Annotated in this window: 17 protein-coding genes and 1 pseudogene; 11 read left to right on the top strand and 7 right to left on the bottom strand. The window is 71.1% G+C overall.

Annotated features, from left to right (window positions below; all coding sequences use genetic code 11):
- Positions 1–638 precede the first annotated feature (638 nt).
- Entirely contained in the window at positions 639–941 is a 303-nt protein-coding gene (locus ACZ7FF_RS34540) for a hypothetical protein (protein WP_470817379.1), read from the top strand.
- A 163-nt stretch (positions 942–1,104) separates the two neighbouring features.
- Complete coding sequence (locus tag ACZ7FF_RS34535; protein WP_470817377.1) at positions 1,105–1,308, top strand: hypothetical protein; 204 nt, start codon at positions 1,105–1,107, stop codon at positions 1,306–1,308.
- Between the two features lie 176 nt (positions 1,309–1,484).
- Here ACZ7FF_RS34535 and ACZ7FF_RS34530 read toward each other — a convergent pair whose 3' ends face one another.
- Positions 1,485–2,531 (bottom strand): DUF6745 domain-containing protein, encoded by a 1,047-nt coding sequence (locus ACZ7FF_RS34530; RefSeq protein ID WP_470817376.1) that lies wholly within the window; start codon positions 2,529–2,531, stop codon positions 1,485–1,487.
- A gap of 73 nt (positions 2,532–2,604) precedes the next feature.
- On the bottom strand, positions 2,605–2,931 hold the full coding sequence (locus ACZ7FF_RS34525; protein ID WP_470817374.1) for a hypothetical protein: 327 nt from the start codon (positions 2,929–2,931) through the stop codon (positions 2,605–2,607).
- A 172-nt stretch (positions 2,932–3,103) separates the two neighbouring features.
- On the opposite strand from ACZ7FF_RS34525, the gene ACZ7FF_RS34520 reads away from it, so the two are divergent.
- The 7 genes from ACZ7FF_RS34520 (at position 3,104) to ACZ7FF_RS34490 (ending at position 12,600) form a co-directional block, all read left to right on the top strand.
- Positions 3,104–4,057, top strand: a complete 954-nt coding sequence (locus ACZ7FF_RS34520) for an STM4015 family protein (RefSeq protein ID WP_470817373.1) — start codon at positions 3,104–3,106, stop codon at positions 4,055–4,057.
- Positions 4,054–5,178: an STM4014 family protein gene (locus tag ACZ7FF_RS34515; RefSeq protein ID WP_470817372.1), complete on the top strand. Its 1,125-nt coding sequence runs from the start codon at positions 4,054–4,056 to the stop codon at positions 5,176–5,178. The genes ACZ7FF_RS34520 and ACZ7FF_RS34515 overlap by 4 nt, the downstream gene beginning before the upstream one ends.
- Before the next feature lie 7 nt (positions 5,179–5,185).
- On the top strand, positions 5,186–6,001 hold the full coding sequence (locus tag ACZ7FF_RS34510; RefSeq protein ID WP_470817547.1) for an STM4013/SEN3800 family hydrolase: 816 nt from the start codon (positions 5,186–5,188) through the stop codon (positions 5,999–6,001).
- Entirely contained in the window at positions 5,998–7,326 is a 1,329-nt protein-coding gene (locus tag ACZ7FF_RS34505) for an STM4012 family radical SAM protein (protein ID WP_470817371.1), read from the top strand. The genes ACZ7FF_RS34510 and ACZ7FF_RS34505 overlap by 4 nt, the downstream gene beginning before the upstream one ends.
- Before the next feature lie 10 nt (positions 7,327–7,336).
- Positions 7,337–8,239 (top strand): STM4011 family radical SAM protein, encoded by a 903-nt coding sequence (locus ACZ7FF_RS34500; RefSeq protein WP_470817370.1) that lies wholly within the window; start codon positions 7,337–7,339, stop codon positions 8,237–8,239.
- Positions 8,240–8,878: 639 nt separating this feature from the next.
- Positions 8,879–9,439 (top strand): helix-turn-helix domain-containing protein, encoded by a 561-nt coding sequence (locus tag ACZ7FF_RS34495; protein ID WP_470817369.1) that lies wholly within the window; start codon positions 8,879–8,881, stop codon positions 9,437–9,439.
- A gap of 575 nt (positions 9,440–10,014) precedes the next feature.
- Positions 10,015–12,600 (top strand): DUF7824 domain-containing protein, encoded by a 2,586-nt coding sequence (locus ACZ7FF_RS34490; protein ID WP_470817368.1) that lies wholly within the window; start codon positions 10,015–10,017, stop codon positions 12,598–12,600.
- A gap of 320 nt (positions 12,601–12,920) precedes the next feature.
- Here the strand turns inward: ACZ7FF_RS34490 and ACZ7FF_RS34485 are convergent, their stop codons facing one another.
- From ACZ7FF_RS34485 to ACZ7FF_RS34470, 4 genes and pseudogenes are all read right to left on the bottom strand, one after another.
- On the bottom strand, positions 12,921–13,541 hold the full coding sequence (locus ACZ7FF_RS34485) for a LacI family DNA-binding transcriptional regulator (protein WP_470817545.1): 621 nt from the start codon (positions 13,539–13,541) through the stop codon (positions 12,921–12,923).
- Positions 13,462–16,191 carry a helix-turn-helix transcriptional regulator gene (locus ACZ7FF_RS34480; protein WP_470817366.1) on the bottom strand — a complete coding sequence of 910 codons (2,730 nt, stop codon included), beginning with the start codon at positions 16,189–16,191 and terminating at the stop codon, positions 13,462–13,464. The genes ACZ7FF_RS34485 and ACZ7FF_RS34480 overlap by 80 nt, the downstream gene beginning before the upstream one ends.
- Before the next feature lie 258 nt (positions 16,192–16,449).
- A pseudogene (locus tag ACZ7FF_RS34475) lies at positions 16,450–16,695 on the bottom strand (hypothetical protein); the annotation flags it as partial.
- A gap of 61 nt (positions 16,696–16,756) precedes the next feature.
- Positions 16,757–17,353 carry a TetR/AcrR family transcriptional regulator gene (locus ACZ7FF_RS34470; protein WP_470817364.1) on the bottom strand — a complete coding sequence of 199 codons (597 nt, stop codon included), beginning with the start codon at positions 17,351–17,353 and terminating at the stop codon, positions 16,757–16,759.
- A 98-nt stretch (positions 17,354–17,451) separates the two neighbouring features.
- Between ACZ7FF_RS34470 and ACZ7FF_RS34465 the strand changes: the two genes are divergently transcribed.
- Together ACZ7FF_RS34465 and ACZ7FF_RS34460 are read left to right on the top strand one after the other, a co-directional pair.
- Positions 17,452–18,243: an SDR family NAD(P)-dependent oxidoreductase gene (locus tag ACZ7FF_RS34465; RefSeq protein WP_470817363.1), complete on the top strand. Its 792-nt coding sequence runs from the start codon at positions 17,452–17,454 to the stop codon at positions 18,241–18,243.
- 296 nt (positions 18,244–18,539) lie between these two features.
- On the top strand, positions 18,540–19,811 hold the full coding sequence (locus ACZ7FF_RS34460; protein ID WP_470817362.1) for a family 16 glycosylhydrolase: 1,272 nt from the start codon (positions 18,540–18,542) through the stop codon (positions 19,809–19,811).
- 132 nt (positions 19,812–19,943) lie between these two features.
- Here ACZ7FF_RS34460 and ACZ7FF_RS34455 read toward each other — a convergent pair.
- A partial coding sequence (locus ACZ7FF_RS34455) for a penicillin acylase family protein (protein WP_470817360.1) occupies positions 19,944–22,130 on the bottom strand: 2,187 nt, incomplete at its 5' end.

The following is a 22,130-nucleotide window of genomic DNA, read 5'->3' as shown; positions in this document are numbered from 1 at the left end:
GAGTAGGCGACGGCCACGCTCGCGCTCGCGGCCGGATGGCCGTCGTGCCGCGCGGTGACCTTGATGGTGCCGGACACGGCGGGCAGGGTGCGGATCCACACGGCACCGACGCCGCCGGCGCCGTCGAGCTGGAAGGGGTTGTCGCCGACCAGGACTCCCGGGCCTGTGATGTCGAGGCTGACCGCGCCCTTCGTGAAGGGACGTGTGTTGCCGTACGCGTCGACGACCTAAGTGGCTCCGGTCGCAGGCGCCGGAGGGTGTGAACGGGACGACTAGGGACAATCCCGGTGGGGCTCGGGCGGTCTACGGGGGAGCGTGGAGATGTGCCGGCAGACCAGACGGTACGTGACTCCGAGAGAACAGATGAAGAACAAGATCAAGCGCTGCGCCGCCCGCTGCATCGAAATGATCGACCGCGGTCTCCTCGATCGGGTGCTCGGTGTTCCGCGATCCGCGGAGCCGAAGGTCGCGCACCGCACGGCCGCCGTGATTCCGGGCCTACCCGGTCGGGCATCGCCTCGACCTCCGACGATGTCCGACGCGACGGAAGCTTCGCGCCGTCCCGCCCCCTCCCGCACCACGCGGAGGCAGATGCGGTCGCGGTGACCCCCACCCGAGCCCAGGGAGGAATCGACGTCATGACACACGCCTACTACGAGGTCGATGTCCCGACCCGACACACCAGGATTCCCGGCCTGCAGGGCATGCACATCTTCACCGGCCGGGCCGGGAGCCACAGCGCGGCCGTCGAGGCGGCCCAGGAGGCCTACGACCGGGCACGCGCGGCCAGTGAGGCCGGTGTCGACCTCCCCCGCAAGCAGTCGGACGGCTGGGGCGCGCGCGGCTACCGCCCCGGCTGGGAGCTGGACTGGACGGCGGCGATCGCGAGCCTCTGGAGGAGCCCGTACGGCTGGCTCCACGTCCACCCGTTCGAGCCGTAACCCCTCCACGGGACGGGCGACCGCGCCCACGATCCCACCGGCCGGCGACGCTTCGTGGACCGACATGCGCGGCGCTCGCGCGCAGGACACGCACGGCGGTGAGGCCCCGTCCGGGAGCGGGAGCGAGCACGCACGAATCCCACCACCCCCAGCTGGAACCACCATGACCAGAAGCCGACGCGACACCGCCTCCGCCCGCGCCTATCCCGAGCCTCCGGCCTCCTCGCTCTGGCACCGCCGGGGACCGAGGCCCCAGCCGCTCACCGACGCCCAGAAAAAGCGCAACCGCGAGTTGCTGGACACCGCCCAGCGCATCGTCCGGGTCGCCTCCCCTCCACGGGCCGAGCCGCCGGCGGAGGCCGGCTGACGGACACCGGGCACCGCGTGTCCACGATGCCCGGCCCGTTCGCCCGCGGGAGCGGCCGGTGCCACCGGGAGCCCGGCTCGATCAGGGTCCGGGGACCCGGGGAGCCGCCGCGCGGGCCGTGCTCGACGAGGCCGACCCCCGGCCGCGGATCAGGACCCGAACGGGCAGGCAGTTCCCTACGTCTCCTGCAGTGGCCGGTACACGTCCGCATCCTGTCCGAACGTCCAGGCCACGCCCTCCCGTGCCTCCCGCGTCGACGGCGGCACCCGCAGCCAGTACGTGCGCCGGGTGCCGTCCGGCTCCGGGGTGGAGTTGACGACCTCCACCATCACCACCGGCTCGTCGTCCGGGAGATCGATCCGCCACAGGATCCCCGTACCGTCCCGGTGCAGGGGGCGGGCACCGGAGTCCGCCAGATAGCGGTCGTAGCCGTAGTACTCCAGCATCACCCGGCGCAGTTCGGCGTTCGCCTCGGCACGGATCCGCTCCGGGGTGAGCGCCGGCAGTTCCGCCAGGAAACCGGCCGGCACCGGCATGCCCCGCCAGGCGTACAGGGCGAAACCGTCGGGGAAGGCGAGCGCCGGGCCGTCGCCGCGGTCGAGCCGGCCCGCCTCGTCGCGGTGCAGGGCCACCGGCCGCTCCGACACCACCGCCACCCGCGCGAACGGCCACCACCAGCCGGCGTTGCGGCACACCGTCGCCAGCCCGTCGAGCGCACCGCCGTCCGTGGCGAACGCGGCGAGCCACGGCGCGTCATGCTGCCCCAGCACCGCGTCCAGCAGGACCAGCCGTGTCTCCGCGGCCTCCTTCCCCGTGTCCCCACCGGCCAGTTCCTCCAGGATCCCGGCCTGGATCCGGTCCACCAGCGCCCGGGTCGAGTCCCACAGCCGGCCACCGGTCGCCGCCCAGTGCGCCGGCCAGCCCGCCGTGCCCAACTCGGTGTACAGCCGCTGCCGTTCGGCCGCCCACGGCGCGCTGCGCACGGCCTCGCGCACGCTCGGACCCGTGTCCGTCATCGACCGGATCAGCGTCACCGCCGCACGCGGCGAGCCGGCCCACACCACCCGCTCCGGTTCGGCAAGACCGGCCTGCCGGTAGGCACGGCGCACACCGTCCTCGGCCGCCGCCCGGTCGGCGGGACCGGTCGCCGCGGCACAGGCACGCCAGGCGCGGACACTCTCGTCGGGGGCGACTGCCGTCCCCCGGACACCCGTCGTCGTCATCAGTTCCTCTCCCACTCCTGTGCTTCCCCCCATTCCGGTGCTCCCCCGCTCCTGCGCTTTCCCCACTCCCTGTTCAGTCCGCCACGATCCGCACGGACCCCGGCACGTACTCCCGCTGCCGGATCACCCGGTACCAGCCCTTCGGCAGGGTGATGGCCGCGTGCTCCTCGTGCACCACCCGGCCGCCCTGCGGCAGATGCAGCAACAGCGGGCCGAACGGCCCCGGCTCGCGCACCAGATCACCCGGCCCCACCACGGCGTGCGCATGGCCGGTGACCTCGCCCAGCGCGAGCACCAGCCGGCCCCGCCCGTCCCGGGCCTCCCGCGGCGCCCGGGCGACATGCGGCGGCACCGCCTCCGCGTCCACGGGCACGATCAGCACGTCTCCCTGCCGGTACACGACTCTCCCCTCACCGCCGGGTGCACCGCGCACCGGCCTCATGACCACGACCGTAGGCGTCACCACTGACAACGCCCCCGAACCCAGGGCCCGCCGACGGACGCTGTCAGTGCCGGTTGGTACAACTGCGGTCATCAGGGATCGCACACGTTTTCCGCACAGGAGCAGCCGTATGTCCTACGCCCAGCACCTCGTCTCGCTGTACGGTCTGCCCACCCACCAGTTCCCGGGCCCCGACGCGCGCACGGACGACGCGCCCGCCCCGGACGCCGTCGCCTGGCGGATCACCAGCGACGTCTACGACGCCGACGAGGACTGGACGGTGGCGTTCGCGCGGTTCTGCGCCACCGTCGACACCACCCGCGTACGGGCACTGATCGTCGGCGCCTGGCAGGAGGCGTACGACACCGAGCCCACCGCCGAAATCGAGGCCCTGGTGGCGGCCCGGGACCGATTCCCCGCCCTGCGCGCCCTGTTCCTGGGCGACATGGAGTCGGAGGAGTGCGAGATCTCCTGGATCCACCAGACCGACGTCACCCCGCTGCTCGAAGGCTTCCCCGAACTGGAGGAGTTCGGTGTGCGGGGCGGCACCGAGCTGAAGTTCCCCACGGTGAGCCACGGCGCGCTGCGCAAGCTCGTCATCGAGGCGGGCGGCCTGCCCGCGGAGGTGGTGCGCGGGGTCGGCGGCAGCGATCTGCCCGCGCTCGAGCACCTCGACCTGTGGCTCGGCACCCCCGAATACGGCGGTGACAGCGAGGCCGCCGACCTGGAGCCGATCCTGTCCGGCGCCCGTCTGCCGAACCTGCGGCACCTGGCCCTGCGCAACAGCGAGATACAGGACGCCGTCGCCGCGGCCGTCGCCTCCGCCCCGGTCGTCGCCCGCCTGGAGGCCCTGGACCTCTCCATGGGCGTCCTGACCGACGAGGGCGCGGCCGCCCTGCTCGGCGGTCAGCCGCTCACCCACCTCAAGAAGCTCGACCTGCACCACCACTACCTCACCGAGCCCATCCAGGACCGCCTCAGGCAGACGCTGGCGGGCGTCGAGCTGGACCTCGACCGCGACGGCACCGAGGAGGAGGCGGACGACGACGGCACGGTCTGGCGCTACGTCGCCGTGAGCGAATGAACACACCCCACGCGCCGGGGCCGCGCTTCGCGGTGGTCGGCAACCCGGAGAACCGCCGCGTCGCCCTCTTCGGCGACGCGGTGCGCACGGCCGGTCTGCCCGCCCCGCGGATCGTCCCCTGGACGGACGTCCTGCGCGACGGGGGAGCCGAATTCGCCGCCGACGAGACCGTACGCATCGACTCGCCCGGGGAGAACACCGAGGTCGACCGGCTGCTGCGGGGCGCCGAGGACCCCACGCGGGTGGAGGGCTCGGCCCGCTGGTACGCCTCGTTCACCGCGGCGGTGCGCGGTCTGCGCGGCGGCATCCGCCTCGACGACCCGGACGACATCGCCGTCCTGTTCGACAAACGCCGCTGCCACGCCGTCCTCGACGCCGCCGGGGTGCCCGTACCCGCCTCGCCGACCTCGGGACCGGAGGCCGCGGAGGTACACGGCTGGGACGACGTACGGGCGTTGATGCGCGAGCACCGGATGCACCGGCTGTTCGTGAAACCCGCGCACGGATCGTCCGCGTCGGGCGTCCTCGCCGTCGAGACCGGTGGCGCCGGCCGGATCAGGGCGACCACCTCGGCGGAGCTGACCCCGGACGGCCGCCTCCACAACTCCCTCAGGGTGCGCCGCTACCAGAGCGAGCGCGACATCGCCGCCGTCGTCGACGCGCTCGCCCCGGACGGCCTGCACCTCGAACGCTGGCTGCCCAAGGCCTCCCAGCAGGGCCGGGCCGCCGACCTGCGGGTCGTCGTCGTGGCCGGCCGGGCCACCCACGCCGTGGTCCGCACCAGCCGCTCGCCCATGACCAACCTCCACCTCGGCGGCAGCCGCGGCGACCTGGCGGCCGCTCGGCGGTCCTTCGAGGCGGCGGGCGTCCGCTGGGCCGACGTCCTCGGGGTGTGCGAGCGGGCCGCGTCCTGCTTCCCGCGCACCCTCTGCGTCGGCGTCGACCTGCTCCCGGCCGCCGGCTGGCGCAGGGCCGCCGTCGGCGAGGTCAACGCCTTCGGCGATCTGCTGCCCCGGCTGACCGGCCTGCCCGGCAGCGGCGCCGAGGGCCTGGACACCTACGGCGCCCAGGTGGCCGCCGTACTGCACCACCGGCACACAAGAGGAACACCCCATGCCTGAGCTCGACATGAAGGACGTCGTCGGCAGTCACGACATCCTCCTGGTCACCCTCGACACCCTGCGCCACGACGTGGCCGTGGAGCTGGCGGAGGCGGGCCGCATCCCGAATCTCGCCCGGCATCTTCCCGGCGGCCGCTGGGAGAAGCGGCACGCCCCCGGCAGCTTCACCTACGCCTCCCACCAGGCGATCTTCGCGGGCTTCCTGCCCACCCCGGCCGCCCCCGGACCGCACCCACGCCTGTTCGCGGCGAGCTTCGCGGGCAGCGAGACCACCGCCGACGGCACCTTCGTCTACGACACCCCCGACCTGGTCTCCGGCCTCGCCAAGGAGGGCTACCACACGGTGTGCGTCGGGGGAGTGGGCTTCTTCAACAAGCAGGGCCCGCTCGGCTCGGTCCTGCCCGGCCTCTTCCACGAGTCCCACTGGGCGCCCGAGTTCGGGGTCGCCTCACCGCACTCCTTCGAGAACCAGGTCGCCTGCGCCGAACGCGTGGTCCGCGAACTCCCCTCCGGGCAGCGGCTGTTCCTCTTCGTGAACGTCTCCGCCCTGCACCAGCCCAACTGGTTCCACCTCCCGGGTGCGACCCGCGAAGCCGGCGACACCCGCGAGACGCACGCCGCCGCCCTGGAATACGTCGACCGGCACATCGGCCGGCTCCTCACCGCCGCCGCCGGCAGGCGCCGCTGCTTCGCGATCGTCTGCTCCGACCACGGCACCGCCTACGGCGACGACGGCTACACCGGCCACCGCCTCGGCCACGAGTCCGTGTGGACCGTGCCGTACGCCCACTTCTTCCTGGACCCCGCCGAGGCCGCCCGATGACCACCGCCCAGCTCACCAGCCCCTACCAGCACTACGTCTACGCCTACCCGCACAAGACCGCGTACCGGAGACTCGACGACCGGCCCCCGCTGAGGGACCTCTGGGCGGCCGAACCCAAGGACGCCCTCTCCCTGTACCTCCACATACCGTTCTGCGAGGTCCGCTGCGGGTTCTGCAACCTCTTCACCCGCATCGGCGCCCCCGACGGCCTGACCGGCGCCTATCTGGACGCCCTGGACCGGCAGGCGACCGCCGTACGGGACGCCCTCGGGGACACCGGCGAGGCCCGGTTCGCCACGGCCGCGTTCGGCGGTGGCACGCCCACCTTCCTCACCGCCGCCGAACTGGAGCGCCTCTGCGACATCGCCGAGCACCGCATGGGCGCCGACCTGCGCGCCGTCCCGCTGTCCGTGGAGGCCTCACCCGCCACGGCCACCGCCGACCGGCTCGCCGTCCTGGCCGAGCGCGGCACCACCCGGCTCAGCCTGGGCGTCCAGAGCTTCGTCGACGCCGAGGCCCGGGCCGCCGTACGCCCGCAGCGCCGCTCCGACGTCGAGGCCGCCCTCGCCCGGGTCCGCGACGCCCGTATCCCGGTCCTCAACATCGACCTCATCTACGGCATCGACGGCCAGACCGAACAGACCTGGCGGCACTCCCTGGACGCGGCCCTCGCCTGGCACCCCGAGGAGCTCTACCTCTACCCCCTCTACGTCCGCCCCCTCACCGGCCTCGACCGCCGCCGCACCGGCCCCGACCCGGCGTGGGACGAGCAGCGGCTGACCCTGTACCGGGCCGGCCGCGACCACCTCCTCGCGCACGGCTACACCCAGCAGTCCATGCGCATGTTCCGCCGCACCGACGCCCCGCCCCAGACCGCCGACGACTACGCCTGCCAGACCGACGGCATGATCGGCCTCGGCTGCGGAGCCCGCTCCTACACCGCCGGACTGCACTACTCCTTCGACTACGCGGTCGGCATGCACGAGATCCGCGGCATCATCGACGACTACGTGGGCACGGCCGACTTCACCCGCGCCGAGGTCGGCCACCGCATGACCGGCGACGAGTCCCGCCGCCGTCACCTCCTGCAGTCACTCCTGCAGGCCGAGGGACTCCGCGCCGACGACTACCGCGCGCGCTTCGGCAGCACGCCCGCCGACGACTTCGGCCCGGAACTGGCCCGTATCGCCGACCGCGGCTGGCTCACCGACGACCCCGTGAACCTGAGACTCACCCCGGAAGGCCTCGCCCACTCCGACGCGATCGGCCCCGAGCTGTTCTCCCCGGCCGTGCGCGCCGCCATGGCCGCCTACGAGCGGAAGTGAGGGGACCACCATGGACCTGACCCTCCTCTACCGGGGCCCGCTCGCCTCCTGCGACTACGACTGCCCGTACTGCCCGTTCGCCAAGCGCCGCGACTCCACCGCCCAACTGCGCGCCGACCGCGCCGCCCTGGAACGCTTCGCCCGATGGGCCGCCGAGCAGACCGACGACCGGCTCTCCCTCCTCTTCACCCCCTGGGGGGAAGGCCTGGTCCGCTCCTGGTACCGGCGTACCCTCGCCGAACTGTCCCACCTCCCGCACATCCGCCGGGTCGCCATCCAGACCAACCTCAGCTGCCGCACCGACTGGCTCGGCGACGCCGACCCGGGCACCCTCGCCCTGTGGTGCACCTACCATCCGGGCCAGACCCCCTACGACCGCTTCCTCGCCAAGTGCCACGACCTCGCGGGCCGGGGCGTCCGGTTCAGCGTCGGCGTCGTGGGCCTGCCCGAGCACCTCGCGGCGGCCCGGCGGCTGCGCGCCGACCTGCCCGAGCACGTGTACCTGTGGATCAACGCGGCCGAGGGACACACCTACGAGGACGCCGAGGCCGAGGACTGGACCGCGCTCGACCCGCTCTTCCCGTACAGCCGCCATCCGCACGGGAGCGCCGGACTGCCCTGCCGCACCGGCGAGTCGGTGATCTCGGTCGACGGCGAGGGCACGGTCCGCCGCTGCCACTTCGTCCCCGCCGAACTCGGCAACCTCTACGACGGCACCTACCGTGCAGCCCTGCGCCCCCGCTCCTGCCCCCTCGCCGTCTGCGACTGCCACATCGGTTACGTCCACCTCGAAAGCCTGCCGTTGTACGACGTCTTCGCGGGCGGCGTCCTGGAGCGCATACCCGCCCAACTCCCCGCACGGCCCTCCACCCACACGGCGACGACCGAGCTGCGGGCGCGGATCGGCGGGTAGCCGCTCGGCCGACGCCCGCGGTGGGACGGGGTCATTGCGGGACCGCGCAGTGGCGACCGGATCGGCACCCCGAACTCCTCGAGCCGGACCGGTTCCACGTGTTCGGCCGGGATGAACGGTGGTGCGGGCGACGCCCTTGGGGGGCATCCGCTGTCAGTGGCGTGTGCTCCTGTGTGTGGACGTCAAACGACCTCGCAGAAATGGCACACCCATGCGAAACCGCCGCTCCATCCGCCGACGCCCCCTCCTTGCCATGACCTTCGGCCAGGGCGCGGTGCGGTCCAGCGGCCGTCCCGACAGCCTGCCAGCAGCGTGCACGACCGGATCGCCCGCCGGAGTCGCACAACAATCACCTCGACCGCGCACTTCGGCTTGTCGTGGGAGCGGCGCCGGCACGTCGTACGACGGCGCCGCGATGCGACGTGCCCGGCGCTGACCTGCATCGGCGACCCTCATGCCCATGATGTCCGGACGACCCTCGCGGGGTCTCTGCCCTTTTTCCGTGGATACTTCAGGATGGTTGAAAGGCCATGGTCGCATAAAGATGGCATGGTCCACGGGCCCGGCGGGTCATAAAGTATTGACCGGATATATTCACTCACTATGTCCTGCTGTCAGTCACAATAAGGGGAAGGCATCATGGCGGAATCGCAGGCCCTGGGTTCACGGATCCGCCGGCTGCGCCGCGAGGCAGGTCTGTCGCAGACGGACCTGGCCGGCACGACACTCTCCCCGAGCTACATCTCGCTGCTGGAGGCGGGCAAGCGGACCCCCTCCCCGGAAGTCCTGGAACAGATCGCCGCCCGGCTCGGCTGCGCCCCGGGACACCTGCTGGAACTGCTCACGAGTGAACTGCACGACACCCTCCAGACCGATCTGCGCTACGCGGAGATCAGCCTGCGCAACGGCGACCCGAAGACGGCCCTGAACACCTACGCGGCGGTCCGCGACGAGGCCGCCGCGGCCGGGAAGGACGCGGCCCGGCTGTCCGCCGAGTACGGCGTGGCCCAGGCCCTGGAGCACGACGGCCGGCCGGCCGCGGCCACCAGTGCCTCGACGGCCTCCATGTTGGGCCCCTCGGTCTCGATGACGGTCGCCTCGGGCCAGATCCCGACGAGGAGCGCACGCACCTGTGAGAGGTCCACGGCCTTCGCGAAGTGGGCGAACGTGGCTGCCCAGTCACCGAGTTCGTTCTCGTAGTAGTCCTCCACCGAGATCCGCCAGGCGACGGCGTCGGCCGCGGGCAGGGCCCCGGGTAGTTCCTCGTCAAGGAGAGGGAAGTGGAAGGTGGGCAGCCCACCCCAGTGTGTGTGGCGGTCGGTCGGGTACGTCGGGTCGGACATACAGCTCGCTCCGTGAACTGGTGGGTGGGGATCACTCCCGGTTCTACCAAGCCTCACTGACATCGACGGACACACGGGCGAGCGGTCGGCGGGCGTCGGGACCGGCACCGGGACTCGGAGGGCCGGCGACCCCCGCGCCGCGGTGGCGCGGTCCGGGGGCGCGACCGGGCCGCCGTTCCAGCGCCGCCGAGCGCCGGACATACCCCGCTCCCCGCTCCGGCGCCTCGCAGAATGCTCGGTTCCGGTGAGCGTTGGCGGGCCGGGGCCGGCGGTCTCCGGCGCCCTGCCGGTGCCGCGCCCTACGATCCGGCGCATGACCGATCCCGTGCAGACTCCCGTCTCCGCACGCCCTTGTGCACTGCCGAGCGCCGAGGGAAGCCCTTCTGCTCCGACCGGCTGCCGTACACGTCGTGCCGCCGGAAGGCAGTCACCGTGTTCCGCGAGTTAGTTCTTCAGCAGGCGGCCGCCCGACGCGACAGCGTCGACGCGGTGATCGCCCTGCTGACGGACCCCCGGTGCCCGACGCACGAGCGGGCGTTCGCGGCCGACCTGGTGGACGTGCTCTCGGGTGTGCCGGCACAGGATCTGATCACCGTGGCCCGGTCCCTGGATCCCTGGTACGCCACGCCCACCGTGGCGGCGCTGGCAGAGGCGGCCGGAGCCCCCGTGGGTCTCTCCGACGACGGCGTGCTGGGCTGGTGCGCCACGCACCAGCGGGAGGCCGAATCCGCCGAGGACGCCGCCCGCTTGATGACGTCCTGCGTGCTCGGCGGCGAAGCTCTCTCGCGGCTGCCCCACGTCCCGGGACTGGGCCGCTTCATCGACGAGCGGGGGAGGGGGCCCCGCATCCCCGACATCCTGGCCGTCCTGATCCGGGAAGGCCGGCTCGATCGCGACCGCGTGATCGGCGCGGTGGTGCCGAGTCTCCTGCTGACCGACGCGATCGGTGAGCAGCGCGGGCGTGCCGCGCTGCTCACCGCCCTGCGGCTGGACACCGAGGAACTGGCCCGGTGGACCGACACCTGGATCGCCGCGGTGGGCTCGGGCACCGGTCCCCTCGCCAGGCCCGCGCTCGGCTGGTTGCGGGAGCTGGCCGACCGCGGTCGGCTGGACGACGTGCGACTCGTGGCCGGCCTTCGGGGTTCGCTGGCGCGACCGGAAAAGCCGCTGGTGAGTGCCGCACTGACGTTCCTGGCACGGGAAGCACGTCGCAGCCAGTACCGTGCGCGCCTGCTGGCGCCGCTCCTGGCGGACGCGTTCGCCCACTCGGCACCCGACATCCAGGAGAGGGCGGTCAGGCTCGCCGGCCGGATGCGGACGGCGCTGGACGAGACCACGACGGCGGAGCTGGCGGCCGCCGTCGAGTACCTGCCGCCCGGCCTGCGCGGCCAGACGGTCGCCTTCCTCGGCGTCGCGAACACGCCACCGCGACCAGGCCTCGGTGTGCCACACGTGGATCAGCTGCCCGAGCCCGTCGTCGACGCCCCGCTCGCGCCGCCCCTGAGCGATCCGCAAGAGGCCGCCGCCGAGCTGGGGGCCGTACTGGGCGCGCGCGTGCCGGGGCCCGCCGCCGTCGAACGCGTACTGGACGGTCTGGTGCGCCTCGCCCACGGCAACGCACAGGGCCTCACCGCAGCGCTGCGCCCGGTGCTGCGCTCGTACCGTTACCGCACGAAGGGTCAGAACGGACACCTCGAAGTCTCCCTGGTGGCCGCGGCGGTGGTCGGCCGGGTCACCACCGAAGTGCTGGACGACGCCGTGGTGCCTCCGTGGCACAGAGAGTGCGGCCATCTCGTCTTCGACGCCGTCCTCACCGCCCGGCTGGTGGAGGCGGCCCGGCGGATCGCGTCCGGTGACCGCCCGCCGTTCCTCCTCGCCACGCCGACCCACTCCTCGGGGTTGATCGATCCGAGGGTCCTGCTCGCACGCCTTCGCGACTACGCCCGACTGGGCGTACGCGCCGGTGAGGCGGACTTCGAGCAGGCCTTGTTCCGGCTACGGGCCGACCCCGGCGTCCCGGCGGCGGCGGCCGAGGATCTCGGCACACCGGAGGGTCACCGCCTCGCGCGGTGGATGGCGGACGGATGCTTCCCCGTACCGACGTGCCGGCGAGCCACCCTGCTGCCGTTCGCATATCCCGACGATCCGGAAGCCGCCGCCGCATACCCGCGGGGGTGGAGCCTGGCCGCCATGCGAAGAGCCTATGACGACTACCTCGAGGCCGGGCGGATGAAGGGGGTCTACGGACCGTCCCCGCCGTGGTCCTCGCACGAGGGTTTCGACTGGGAGCCGGGACGCCTCCGGTTCGGCGTGGAGGACGTCACCGACGGGCTGGCGGAATTCTCCGCCCCTTTCCGTGCCGTCGGCGCCGCGTACCCGACCGGGCAGGCCCGCTGTTCCGAGCACGATCCGTCCTGGCCCCGTTCCTTCCCGCAGTGGCTCTACACGGTCCCCGGGCAGCCGGAACTGGTGATCGTCCGCACGCTGACGGCGTTCGCGGCCGGCGCGGAGCACGACCACCCTTGTGCCGCCGCGTATCTGCCCCTCCTGGCCGAGGGCGGGGCGCTGGCGGGGCCGGCCGGCTACCTCGCCCTCGCCTACGGAATGGGAGCCTCGAAGGTGCAGGAGAGGACCGCTGCAGCCGACGCCCTGCTGATCCTCGCCGGCCGAGCGGAAGCGGACGGCGACCGCCTGGGCGGCACCATCGCGGATCTGATCGACATCGACGCCCTCGAACTCAGGCGGGTCGCGGACGCCCTGCGGTCCGCCGCCATGTCCGCTCCGGCGACCGTGTACGCGGTACTGGCCGCAGCCCTCTCCCGCACGCTGCCCCGGGACGGTGGCACGGCACGAACGGGACTGGCCGATCTCCTCGTCCTCGCGGCCGAGTGCGCGGAGGCGGCACCCGGCCGCCCGCCGATCCGCGGTGTCGCCACCCTCTCGGAACGGCGGGGCGCCTCCCAACTCGTCAGAGCCGCGAGAAGGCTGACCTTGAGCACCGGGGGGCAACGGCCTTGAACCGCCGGCACGGTCGCGCCGGCCGGTCGGCGCGACCGGACTCCCCGGGCATCCAGGGCCGGAGGCTGTGCGCTGCGCCGATCACCGGGGCCGCCTTGGCCGCCGCGGACGAAGAACGTCGGCCGACCTCGGACCGGGAAGACGGTTTGCGCCGTCCCTTCCCCGGCCTACGGCTGCGATATCCCTCGAAGTGCTCGACCGGGCCGAGCAGTTTCCTCGGCCCGGACGGACCCCGGAGGCGGATGCGGGCCGGGCCTCTCGGCGGGCCCACCAGGCGGTCCGGCGCCGAGGGAGGCCCGGCGGTGCCGGCACCGGCCGCCTCAGAGTGGTCGCGTAGTGGAACGGACCGCGAGCTGGGGCGATATGAGCGTGCCACGCGTCGGCTCTGAGGGATCGCGCTGACGCGCGGCGAGCCGGGCCATGCTCGCGAGAGCAAGGTCCTCCACGGGTTGCCGCACGGTCGTGAGTGGCGGGTTGGCCATTTCGGCGAGGGGGATGTCGTCGTAGCCGGTGACCGACACGTCCTCGGGTATGCGCCGGCCGAGTTCGTGAATCGCCTGGATCGCCCCGAGCGCGATGACGTCCGCCCCGCAGACGATTGCACCCAGCCGCGCTCCCGACGTCAGGATTCCCGTCGTGGCCTCACGGCCCCAGGCCGTGGTGAAGTCACCCAGGTGTTCGTTGCCTTCAGGCACCGCGCCCTGGGCGGCCTTCCGAAAGGCCGACGCGCGTACGAAGTCCTTCCTGTCGGCCGTGCTCTGACCGGCACGGTCGGTGTGTCTCCCGTGTGCGGGGTGGCGTCGGCGTCTCGCTTCCTCTCCGAAGCGCTGGTCGGTCTCACGTGGGTCATGGCGCGGAGCCTCACGGTTTCCCCGGCGTCTGGGTCGGCTGGGATGAGAGCCATGGGGTGTGTTGCAACATGTTCCGGAGTTGCCGGCGATTACCTATTCCGTGTTTGGTGAAGATGTTGCCGAGGTGGTACTCGACGGTCTTCGCGCTGATGAAGAGTTCCGAGGCGATCTCGCGGTTCGTCCACCCCTGCGAGATCAGCCTGGAGATTTCCCGCTCTCGCTCGGACAGAGCCAGCCAGATGTCCGCAGTCTCCTGTGCCCCGCTCACAACGTCGATACTGTCGAGAAGAGATGAGCGGGAATTCTGGCAATGAGCCGCCCATTCGGTTGCCGACTTTCTGGCCGTAACCGCATGACCCGAGTGTCCCGATCGTTGCCAGGTGGCCGCTGCCGCGGCGGCGGCCTCCGCGGCCAGGAGCGGACACCCCATGGACGCCAGATCGCCCCCGACGGCGTGGAGTTCGGCGGGGTTCTCCGCAGCCAGGGCGTCTGCGAATCGGGCTCGTGCAACCGCCAGGTCCCCGTCGCACGCCTGAGCGAGTTCAGCGAGCCGACCCCGGACGCGCTTCGCCCCGCCGAGTCTGGCCACCTCGGTGAGGAGCAAGGCCTCGCTGGTGACGTACCCCGCGGCTCGGGCATCCTCCGCCGCCTCGGTGAGTACGGTCCGTGCCAGCTGGTGACGGCCCGACGCCGCATGCAGCCAGGCCTCGCCGATGCGTTTCTCACCCTCGGCGAGTACGCAGGGGGCGAGTGGCGGGAGCTGCCGGCACTCGACCAAGGCGGCCTTGGCGGCGGCGAGATCTCCTGTGAGTGACGCGCACGCCGTCAAGCCCCCCAGCGCGACGGGGAGGGCCCTGGTGTGGCCCACGGATCGGGCCAGAGCGGCCGCCTCGGCCCACCAGCTCCGAGCTGATGCCGGATGGCCCGCGATCCAGTGGCTGCGGCCGAGGAAAATCGACAGCCAGATTCTCACCAGAGAGTCCGCGGTAGTCAGATTGCTGTATGTCTGTTCCCCGATGGAAATCGCCTCGGTGACGCGGCCTGCTTCCGCCAGTGCCAGCACAAGCGGATTCCGCTGTACCAGCGGGTGAGAAACCAGGGCTTCTTCGTCGACTTCCAGGTGTGATTCATATGCTTGCTCTGCCATGGCAACGGCTTCGTTCGCCCGACCCGTGAAGGTGAGGCCGACGGGTTTCATGATGGCCCCCCGAACCCAGGCGTTCACGTTGATGGCACTGCTCGCGCGCATGGGCAGATCCTTCAGCAACTCCAGTCCGCGAGCAAGCTCACCAACGGCAATCCGCAGGTACCCCTCGTTGACTCGGAGAGCGCGCTGACCCTCTTCACTGCGCACCCGCTGCAGAGCGCCGTCATTGACCTCGAAGGCCGCCCCGGCCGAATCATTGCTCCATATGAGGTTACCGGTTCGAATCAGTGTCGTGTTGAATACATCACTCTCGTCGGTGGCGAGCCTGTCCGCGCGGGCGAGTACGGATTCGGCCTCAGCGACCTGGCCCATCTGGAAATAGGTGTCGCCGAGGGCGAGCCGGGTGGCGATCGTGTGGTGCTGGTCGGGCAGGGCACTCAGGAGCTCGATCACCTGCGGATAATCGTGGGAGTGGCGGGCGAGCGAAGCCGCTTGTGTCAGCAGACCGGGATCAGCGGTTCCGGTGGAAGTGATTCGCCAGCCCGCGATACGCAGCGGATCGTTTCGCCGACGGGCTCCGCAGGACTCCACACGTTCGGCCTGTGCCGAGATGACGAGGCGCCGTCGCAGTGTGGAGATATTGGCGCGCAACGCCTCTCCATACAGTGGATGGCTCAGGTGCAGGAAAGTTCGCCGCCCGTCCATCACTGTTTCAATCAGGCCCTCCTCTTCCAGCGAAGCCAGCGTTTCCGTAGAAGCCATGGCCTGAGCGTCTGCCAGCGCGACGGGCTCGCAGAGAGCCAGAAGTTCCAGCACTGGACGAACTGCCGGCGAGCTGAGGGCCAGACGGTCCGCGATGAGTTCCGTCAACTTGGGTGTTCCTGTGAATTGATCGGACTTCAATTCCCAGATCTCCCCGTCGTGAGCGAGTCCGCCGCTATGCGCTGCGCCAATCACGATCTCACGCAGATAAAGGAGATTACCGCCGGACGTGACGTGCAGCCTGTGCAGCGATCGTCGGCCCATGGGACTTCCGAGAGCCGCCCTCAGGACGGCCGCCGTGCCGGCCTGGTCGATCGGCCCCAGGTCGATTCGATGAATCGAGTTCATGTAGAGCAGGTCGCGAGCCGCATCACTCATTGGTTCACCGCTACGCACCGTACCGATCAGGCGGACGACATCAGCCCCGGTCAGTTGCCGCAACAGGATGAGTGATGTGGAGTCCAGCAAATGCAGGTCGTCGATCAGCAGCGCCCACCGGTTCGTGCCGTCGGGCCCGGACAGAACGCGCGCAACCGCCGCGTATCCTTTGACGGGATCGGTCAGATCCACGTTTTCCGGAAGTATGTGAGCGATTGCTCCCAGTGGCACGGCGGCGGATGCGGTTGATGCCATCGCCCGCCGTGTTGTCCAGCCCTCTTTCGCCACCTTGGCAAGGCATTCCTCGGCGAGCCGGGATTTGCCCACACCGGCCGGCCCGACAATCGTCACGCCCCTGCACGACGAACTTCCCCAGGCCGACGTGAATTCCTCGACCGAGGAATCACGGTAGGCGAACGGCCAGGGGGAGGTGACGTTGTCCTGCGGAGCCATCTCTACCTCCCGCGGCATCAGGGGCTGACTGACCTCCCGAGACAAGTCTGACGCGGCCGGGATCGGCGTGCCCTTCTCATCCGCGGCACCGGGTGCGGTGGTCCGGAGCGCCGGCACCGTCCGCCTGCGTCCCCGCCGGCTCCGCGACGCGTGAAGGCCGGTGGGGCAGCGACTGAAGCGACTCAGCCCCGGCCACGCCGGCTCGGTTCGGGGGTGCCACGCCGCCGAGAGCCAGAAGCCTTCGCCTCGGTGCCGTCGCACGGAGACGTCGGCCTCCCAGGCGCCCGCGCCCGTCGTCGGCAGGTTCGTCACCTTGGCCGGCTGGTGCCCGGCGACGCCGTCCCAGGAGTACAGGGCCTGCGGATCGCCGTTGTCATCGGCGGCCCAGGAACCGGCGACGATCAGGTACCGCCCCTGGGCGCTGCGGTGCGGATCGCGGATGGAGAGCCCGCCGAGGTCCAGCTCGATCGGGGTGCCGAAGGTCGCCTTGGTGCCGCGTGCGACACGACGCCCAACAGCTCGGATGTGCCCGAAAGGGCCGTCCTGGTCCCGGTGTTGCCGTGTCCTACGAGCGGGGCGGGCGCAGTCCCGCCAGCAGGATCTCCAGGGCCAGGCCGGTGGCCTCGTCCACCGGTGTGTCGTCGAGCAGGCCGCCCACGGCGAGGGTGGCGAGGCCGTGCATGGCGGAGAACGCGACCTGGGCCAGCCGGACGGGATCGCCGGGTCGTACCACGGCCGCTCGCTGTGCCTCGCCGATCAGGGTGGCGGCGATCTCCAGGCTCGTATGGGCCAGTCGACGGAGTTCCTCCCCGGCGTGCTCCTCGTGTTTCGCGGTGAACATCAGCCCCAGCAGCGCGGCCCGCTCCGTCGCGAAGTCCACGTAAGCCCGCCCCAGGGCGGTGAGACGTGCCTCCACCGGCCCCGGCGAGTCCGCCGCTTCCCGCATGCGCCGGTTGAGATCGTCGAAGCCGCTGACCACGAGCGCGTCGAGCACGGCCTGGCGGTCGCGGAAGTGGCGCGTCGGAGCGGCGTGGCTCACTCCGAGGTCGCGGGCGAGACCGCGCAGCGACAGCCCGGTGACCCCGGTTTCGACCAGCACGGCCTCTGCTCGCTCCAGCAGGGCGGCCCTCAGATTGCCGTGGTGGTACGAGCCCTCGGGCACGCGTTCCCTCCCCGATGTTGTCGGTTGACTACAATGATGGCAGGTGCCTACATTGATGATGTCGTCGCACCCCGGACCCGCACAAGTGGAGCGCTGCCATGTCCGCATTTTCCTACCAGGGGACCTGTGCCCTGATCACCGGTGCCAGCTCCGGCCTGGGCGCGGAGTTCGCCCGCCAGTGGGCCGAGCGCGGCGCGGACGTCGTGGTCGTCGCCCGGCGCCTGGACCGGCTGGAGGCACTCGCCGCCGAACTGGGGAGGGACCACGGCGTCACCGTCACACCGATCTCGGCGGATCTCGCTCGCCAGGGCGCCGGCGTCGCACTGCGGGAGGAACTCGCATCCCGGGGCATCCGGATACAGACTCTGATCAACAATGCCGGATTCGGCAGCCACGGTCCGTTCCTGGAGCAGGACCCGGACGAGATCGCGCGCATGATCCAGCTCAACATCGGCGCGGTCGCCGACGTCACACGGACCTTCCTTCCCGACCTCGCCGCCGACGGCCGTGGCGCCCTCGTCACCGTCGCGAGCACGGCCGCCTATCAGCCCACCCCGGCCATGGCCGTCTACGGCGCGACCAAGGCCTTCGTCCTCAGCCTGACCGAGGCCCTCGCCTACGAGACCCGCGGCTCGGGCCTGCGCGTACTCGCCGTCTCGCCGGGCCCGGTGGAGACCGAGTTCTTCGACGTCGTCGGCACCCGCGACGCCGTGGTCGGACAGGTCGCCGCTCCCGCCGACGTCGTCGCGGCGACGCGCGGGGCCCTGGAGCGGCGGCGCACCCCGCCGAGCGTCATCGCCGGCCTCGGCAACCGGCTGTCGGCGCGCGCGGCCCAACTCGCGCCGCGTCGCCTCGCGCTGCACGCGGCCGGCCGAGCCCTCAAGGCCTGAGGGGCGCCGCCCGAGCCGTGTGCCGACCGAACCGCGCATCGCACGTGAGCATTCCCGGGCGGCGTTGTCCGGCGGTGTGCGTCGGCCCCGAGGCGGATGCGCGAAGAGGGCGGCCGTTGAGGGGCATGCTTCCGGAAAACGAATGGATGCATGCATGATTTGAGAGTGTCACCCACACTATGGCTCGGTGAGTCTCATGCTGCTACCTTCGCCGCCGTCAAACCCCGCTGACGCCGTCCTGGCCAATGTCTGCGTGTCAGCGGTACGAGTCATGGCGGACCCATGGGAGACGCGGCATGAGAACAAGACGAAACCCGGTCCTGATGGCACTGACAGCGGTAGCGGTCTCCTTGGTGACCGCCCTGCCCGCCTCGGTACCCAGCGCCGCAGCGGCTGTCGCCCAGCAGGACACAGTGACGGACACCCAGCCGGACCTCTCTCTGTACACCGAGCGGTTCCGGGACGACTTCGACTCCAGCACCATCGACACCGATGCCTGGCAGTACCGCACGGACGACCGGGTGTACAGCTGCCAGCAGCCCGGCAACGTCACGACCAGCGGCGGCAACCTCGTGATCGCCCTCAACAAGGAAACCGTCACCTGCCCCGCCGACGGAGTGTCGAGGAACTGGACCGGTGGCGGGCTGATCTCGAAGCAGAAGTTCGGGTACGGCTACTACGAGGCCCGCGTGCAGATGCCCAGCGCGCCCGGCTGGCACAGCGCCTTCTGGACCATGTGCGGCGACACCGGCAGCGTCGGCAACTCGTGCCGGAAGACGGAGATCGACGGCTTCGAGAACGAGTCCTCGAACACGGCGCAGCTGCGCCACAACACCTTCGACTGGACCAGGAGCGGCCAGGAGAACACCAGTGGGATGTACGGCCCCACCGCTCTGGACCCGACCCGGTTCCCGAGCTTCAAGACCTCCGACTGGCACACCTACGGTTTCCTCTACGACGAAACGGGCGTGACCTTCTACATCGACGGCAAGCCGGCGCCCCAGAGCCACGACGTGGACGCGAACGGAAAGATCGCCTACCCCGCGACGAGCCGCCCGGGCGCACTGATGAACCTCTGGCTGACCGGCATCATGTACCAGTCACCGGGCGCCCAGACCGCGCCCGGCCAACTCCTCGTCGACTACGTCAGCTTCTCGGAGAAGGACCGCTACGTCGACAACGACGGATCGTCGTCCGGCACGTACAGCGAGTCCGGACCCGGCTGGGCCACGAGCGGACTGACCGGGTTCGCTCAGTCCACCACGCGCTACTCGTGCACGGCCGGTGCCTCCGCCCACTGGAGCACGCAGGGACTGACGCCCGGGCAGTACACCGCCTGGATCTACACGGTCAACAACGCGAGCAGTGACCTGGCCGCGAAGCTGACGTACAGCAACGCCGGCGGCGTCCAGTCGCAGTCCACTCTCGACCAGCAGACGGAGGCGACCGGCTGGCACCAGATCGGCGGCACCTACACGCTCGGCACGGGCACGCAGAACGTCGAGATCGACTCCAGCGGAACGGGCTGCGTCCGCGCCGACGCGGTGAAGTTCGTCCGCACCGGCTGAGCTTCGGGTCGCGCAGGGAATCAAGCCGGCCCGCTCGGACCGGTACATGTGCGGTGGGGCGCAGACCCGGCACGCCCCACCGCACATGGCCTCGCGGGCGACCGTTTGCCGATGCCGGTCGCCCTGGTCGGGTCACCGGTGCGAGGTGTACTCCACGACCTGCTGGAAGGTCGGCCGGTTCTGCCAGCTGATCCTGCCGTGCTTGATGCCGCCCAGGGTGCGCTGGACGATCGAGTCGGCGCACCACTGGTCGCCGGCCGAGCACTGGTCGTCGCCCGGGTAGACCTGGGCGGCGGTCATCTTGGCCGCCTGCTTCAGGGTGCTGACCAGGGCGTCCCGGCAGGCGCTCAGGCTGCCGCCGCCGCAGTACTCGTGGGCGAGGCCGCCCTTGACCTGTTCGCCGAGCACCGCCCGGATGTCCTTGTCGACATAGCTCCACCAGCCGAACTGGAAGGAGCTGCCGGCGTGGGAGCCGGTCGGGCCGTGTCCGGCGGAGGGGGGCTCGTCGATCGGCAGGTTGCCGGTGAAGGAGTTGTACAGGTCGGTGCCGAGGCCGGGTTCGAACTCGGCCTTGACCAGCAGGGGCCACCACGCGTCCAGGATGCGGATCGCGTCGGCGTCGGCGTAGGTCTTCGACCCGGCCGAGGTCTCCGTGCGCCTGGCGCCCGCGGTCAGCCAGGTCTGGAGCTTGTTCACCGCGTCGGCCGTGGTGGGGTCGGTCACCGGCGCCGAGCCGATCACCTTGAGGAGTTCGGGCAGTACGTCCTCGGCGCGCAGGTCGGCCAGGGCCGCGTCCGCCATCGCCTGGACCAGCTTGGTGCGGGTCACCCCGCCGGCCGCGACGAGTTTCTTCACCCGGTCGTCGAGCAGGTTGCCCCGGTGCACGGAGCCGTCGCCCCAGCCCGCGGCCGAGTAGTCCTGGGCCTGCTTGTTGTTCCAGGAGACGTAGTAGTCCTGGTCGACGGAGTTGGGGTGGGCGGAGGGCGGGGTGTAGTCGGCCGTGTTGGTGGCCGGGTCCCAGTTGCGCCACTCGTAGGCGGGCTGCGCCCACACCGGGAACTCGGCGTCGACGCCGGAGGCGCGGACCGGGTTGTCACCGCTGTTGTAGTAGGCGGTGTGCCGGGAGTCGGCGTAGAACCAGTTGAAGGTGTAGTTGATGTGCTGGGCCGCGGCCTGGAAGTCCCCCGGTCCCTTGACGAAGCCGGGGTCGTTGAGCATCTGGAAGCCGATGATCGAGTCGGCCTCGTGCAGGTACGAGGAACGCAGCGAGGTGTAGGCGACCTTCTTCCCGCCGACGGTCGCCCGGTACTCCACCGGCCCGTACTTCGTGCGCCACACCCGCATCGTGTACGACCCGGCGGCCGTGCCGTCGGCCAGCGTCGGCTTCCAGGCGTTCTTCTGCTCGACCTCGTCCATCGCGGTGCAGGTGCCGTGGTACAGGTAGTGGTAGTCGTCCTGGCACAGCTCGACGGCGTAGGTGTCGATGATGTCCTGACCCGACGTCGTCGCACTCCAGGAGTAGTCCTGGCCCCGCCCGAGTTCCACGTACATGCTCAGACCCGCGAACGAGGCGCCCCGGGCGCTGATGCCGGGGCCCTGGATCTCCTGGAGCATGAGCAGCTGCGGGGCGAAATAGCCGGTCTGCGGCCCGAACACGGCGATCGGGTGGCCGCTCGCCGTGTACTTGCCGCTCACCACCAGGGCGTTGGACATCCCGCGGCGGGCGGAGCTGAGCGTGGTCTTCGCGGCCGTGGCAGAACTGGTCCTGGCGGCTGTGGTGGCCGCGCTGCCGGTGCGGTCGTAGACGAGCGGTTCCTGGGTCACCGAGCCGGGGTCGGGCAGGGCCTCGCCCTGGGGGTCGGCGGGCTTGGCCCCGTAGGGGAAGCTCTGGCCGTCGTGGACGGTGAGGACGGCCTCGGGGTCGTTGCGCTCACGGAAGGACTCCCAGACCCTGGTGCCCTCCTCGACGCCGTACTTGGACTGGGCGGCCATCAGCGAAAGAGCGTTGTTGACCTCGCCACCGCCGCCGGAACCGAACAGCGAGCCGATGACGGAGGCCAGCGCCACCAGGTCGGTGATCTTGAAGTGGTCGATGGTGCCCGCGTTGGTTATCGCGTCCTTGTGGCCGGTCAGGTCGTACTCGCCGGGGAAGTAACGGCCGCTGTCGGAGGCGTCGATGTAGGCGTTGATGCCCGCGAGGTAGGCGTCGGCGTCGGCGAGAACTTGCTGGCCGCGGGCGCCGTTGTCCGCCACCGCGCGGTCGATCTGCGCCTGGAGGTCGGCCTCGGTGTAGGGGGCGTTGCGGTAGAACTCCTGCTC

This window comes from Streptomyces sp. NPDC037126 (assembly GCF_055605965.1).
Note: the sequence above shows the minus strand (reverse complement) of the source record. Positions and strands in the feature narration are given on the sequence as shown.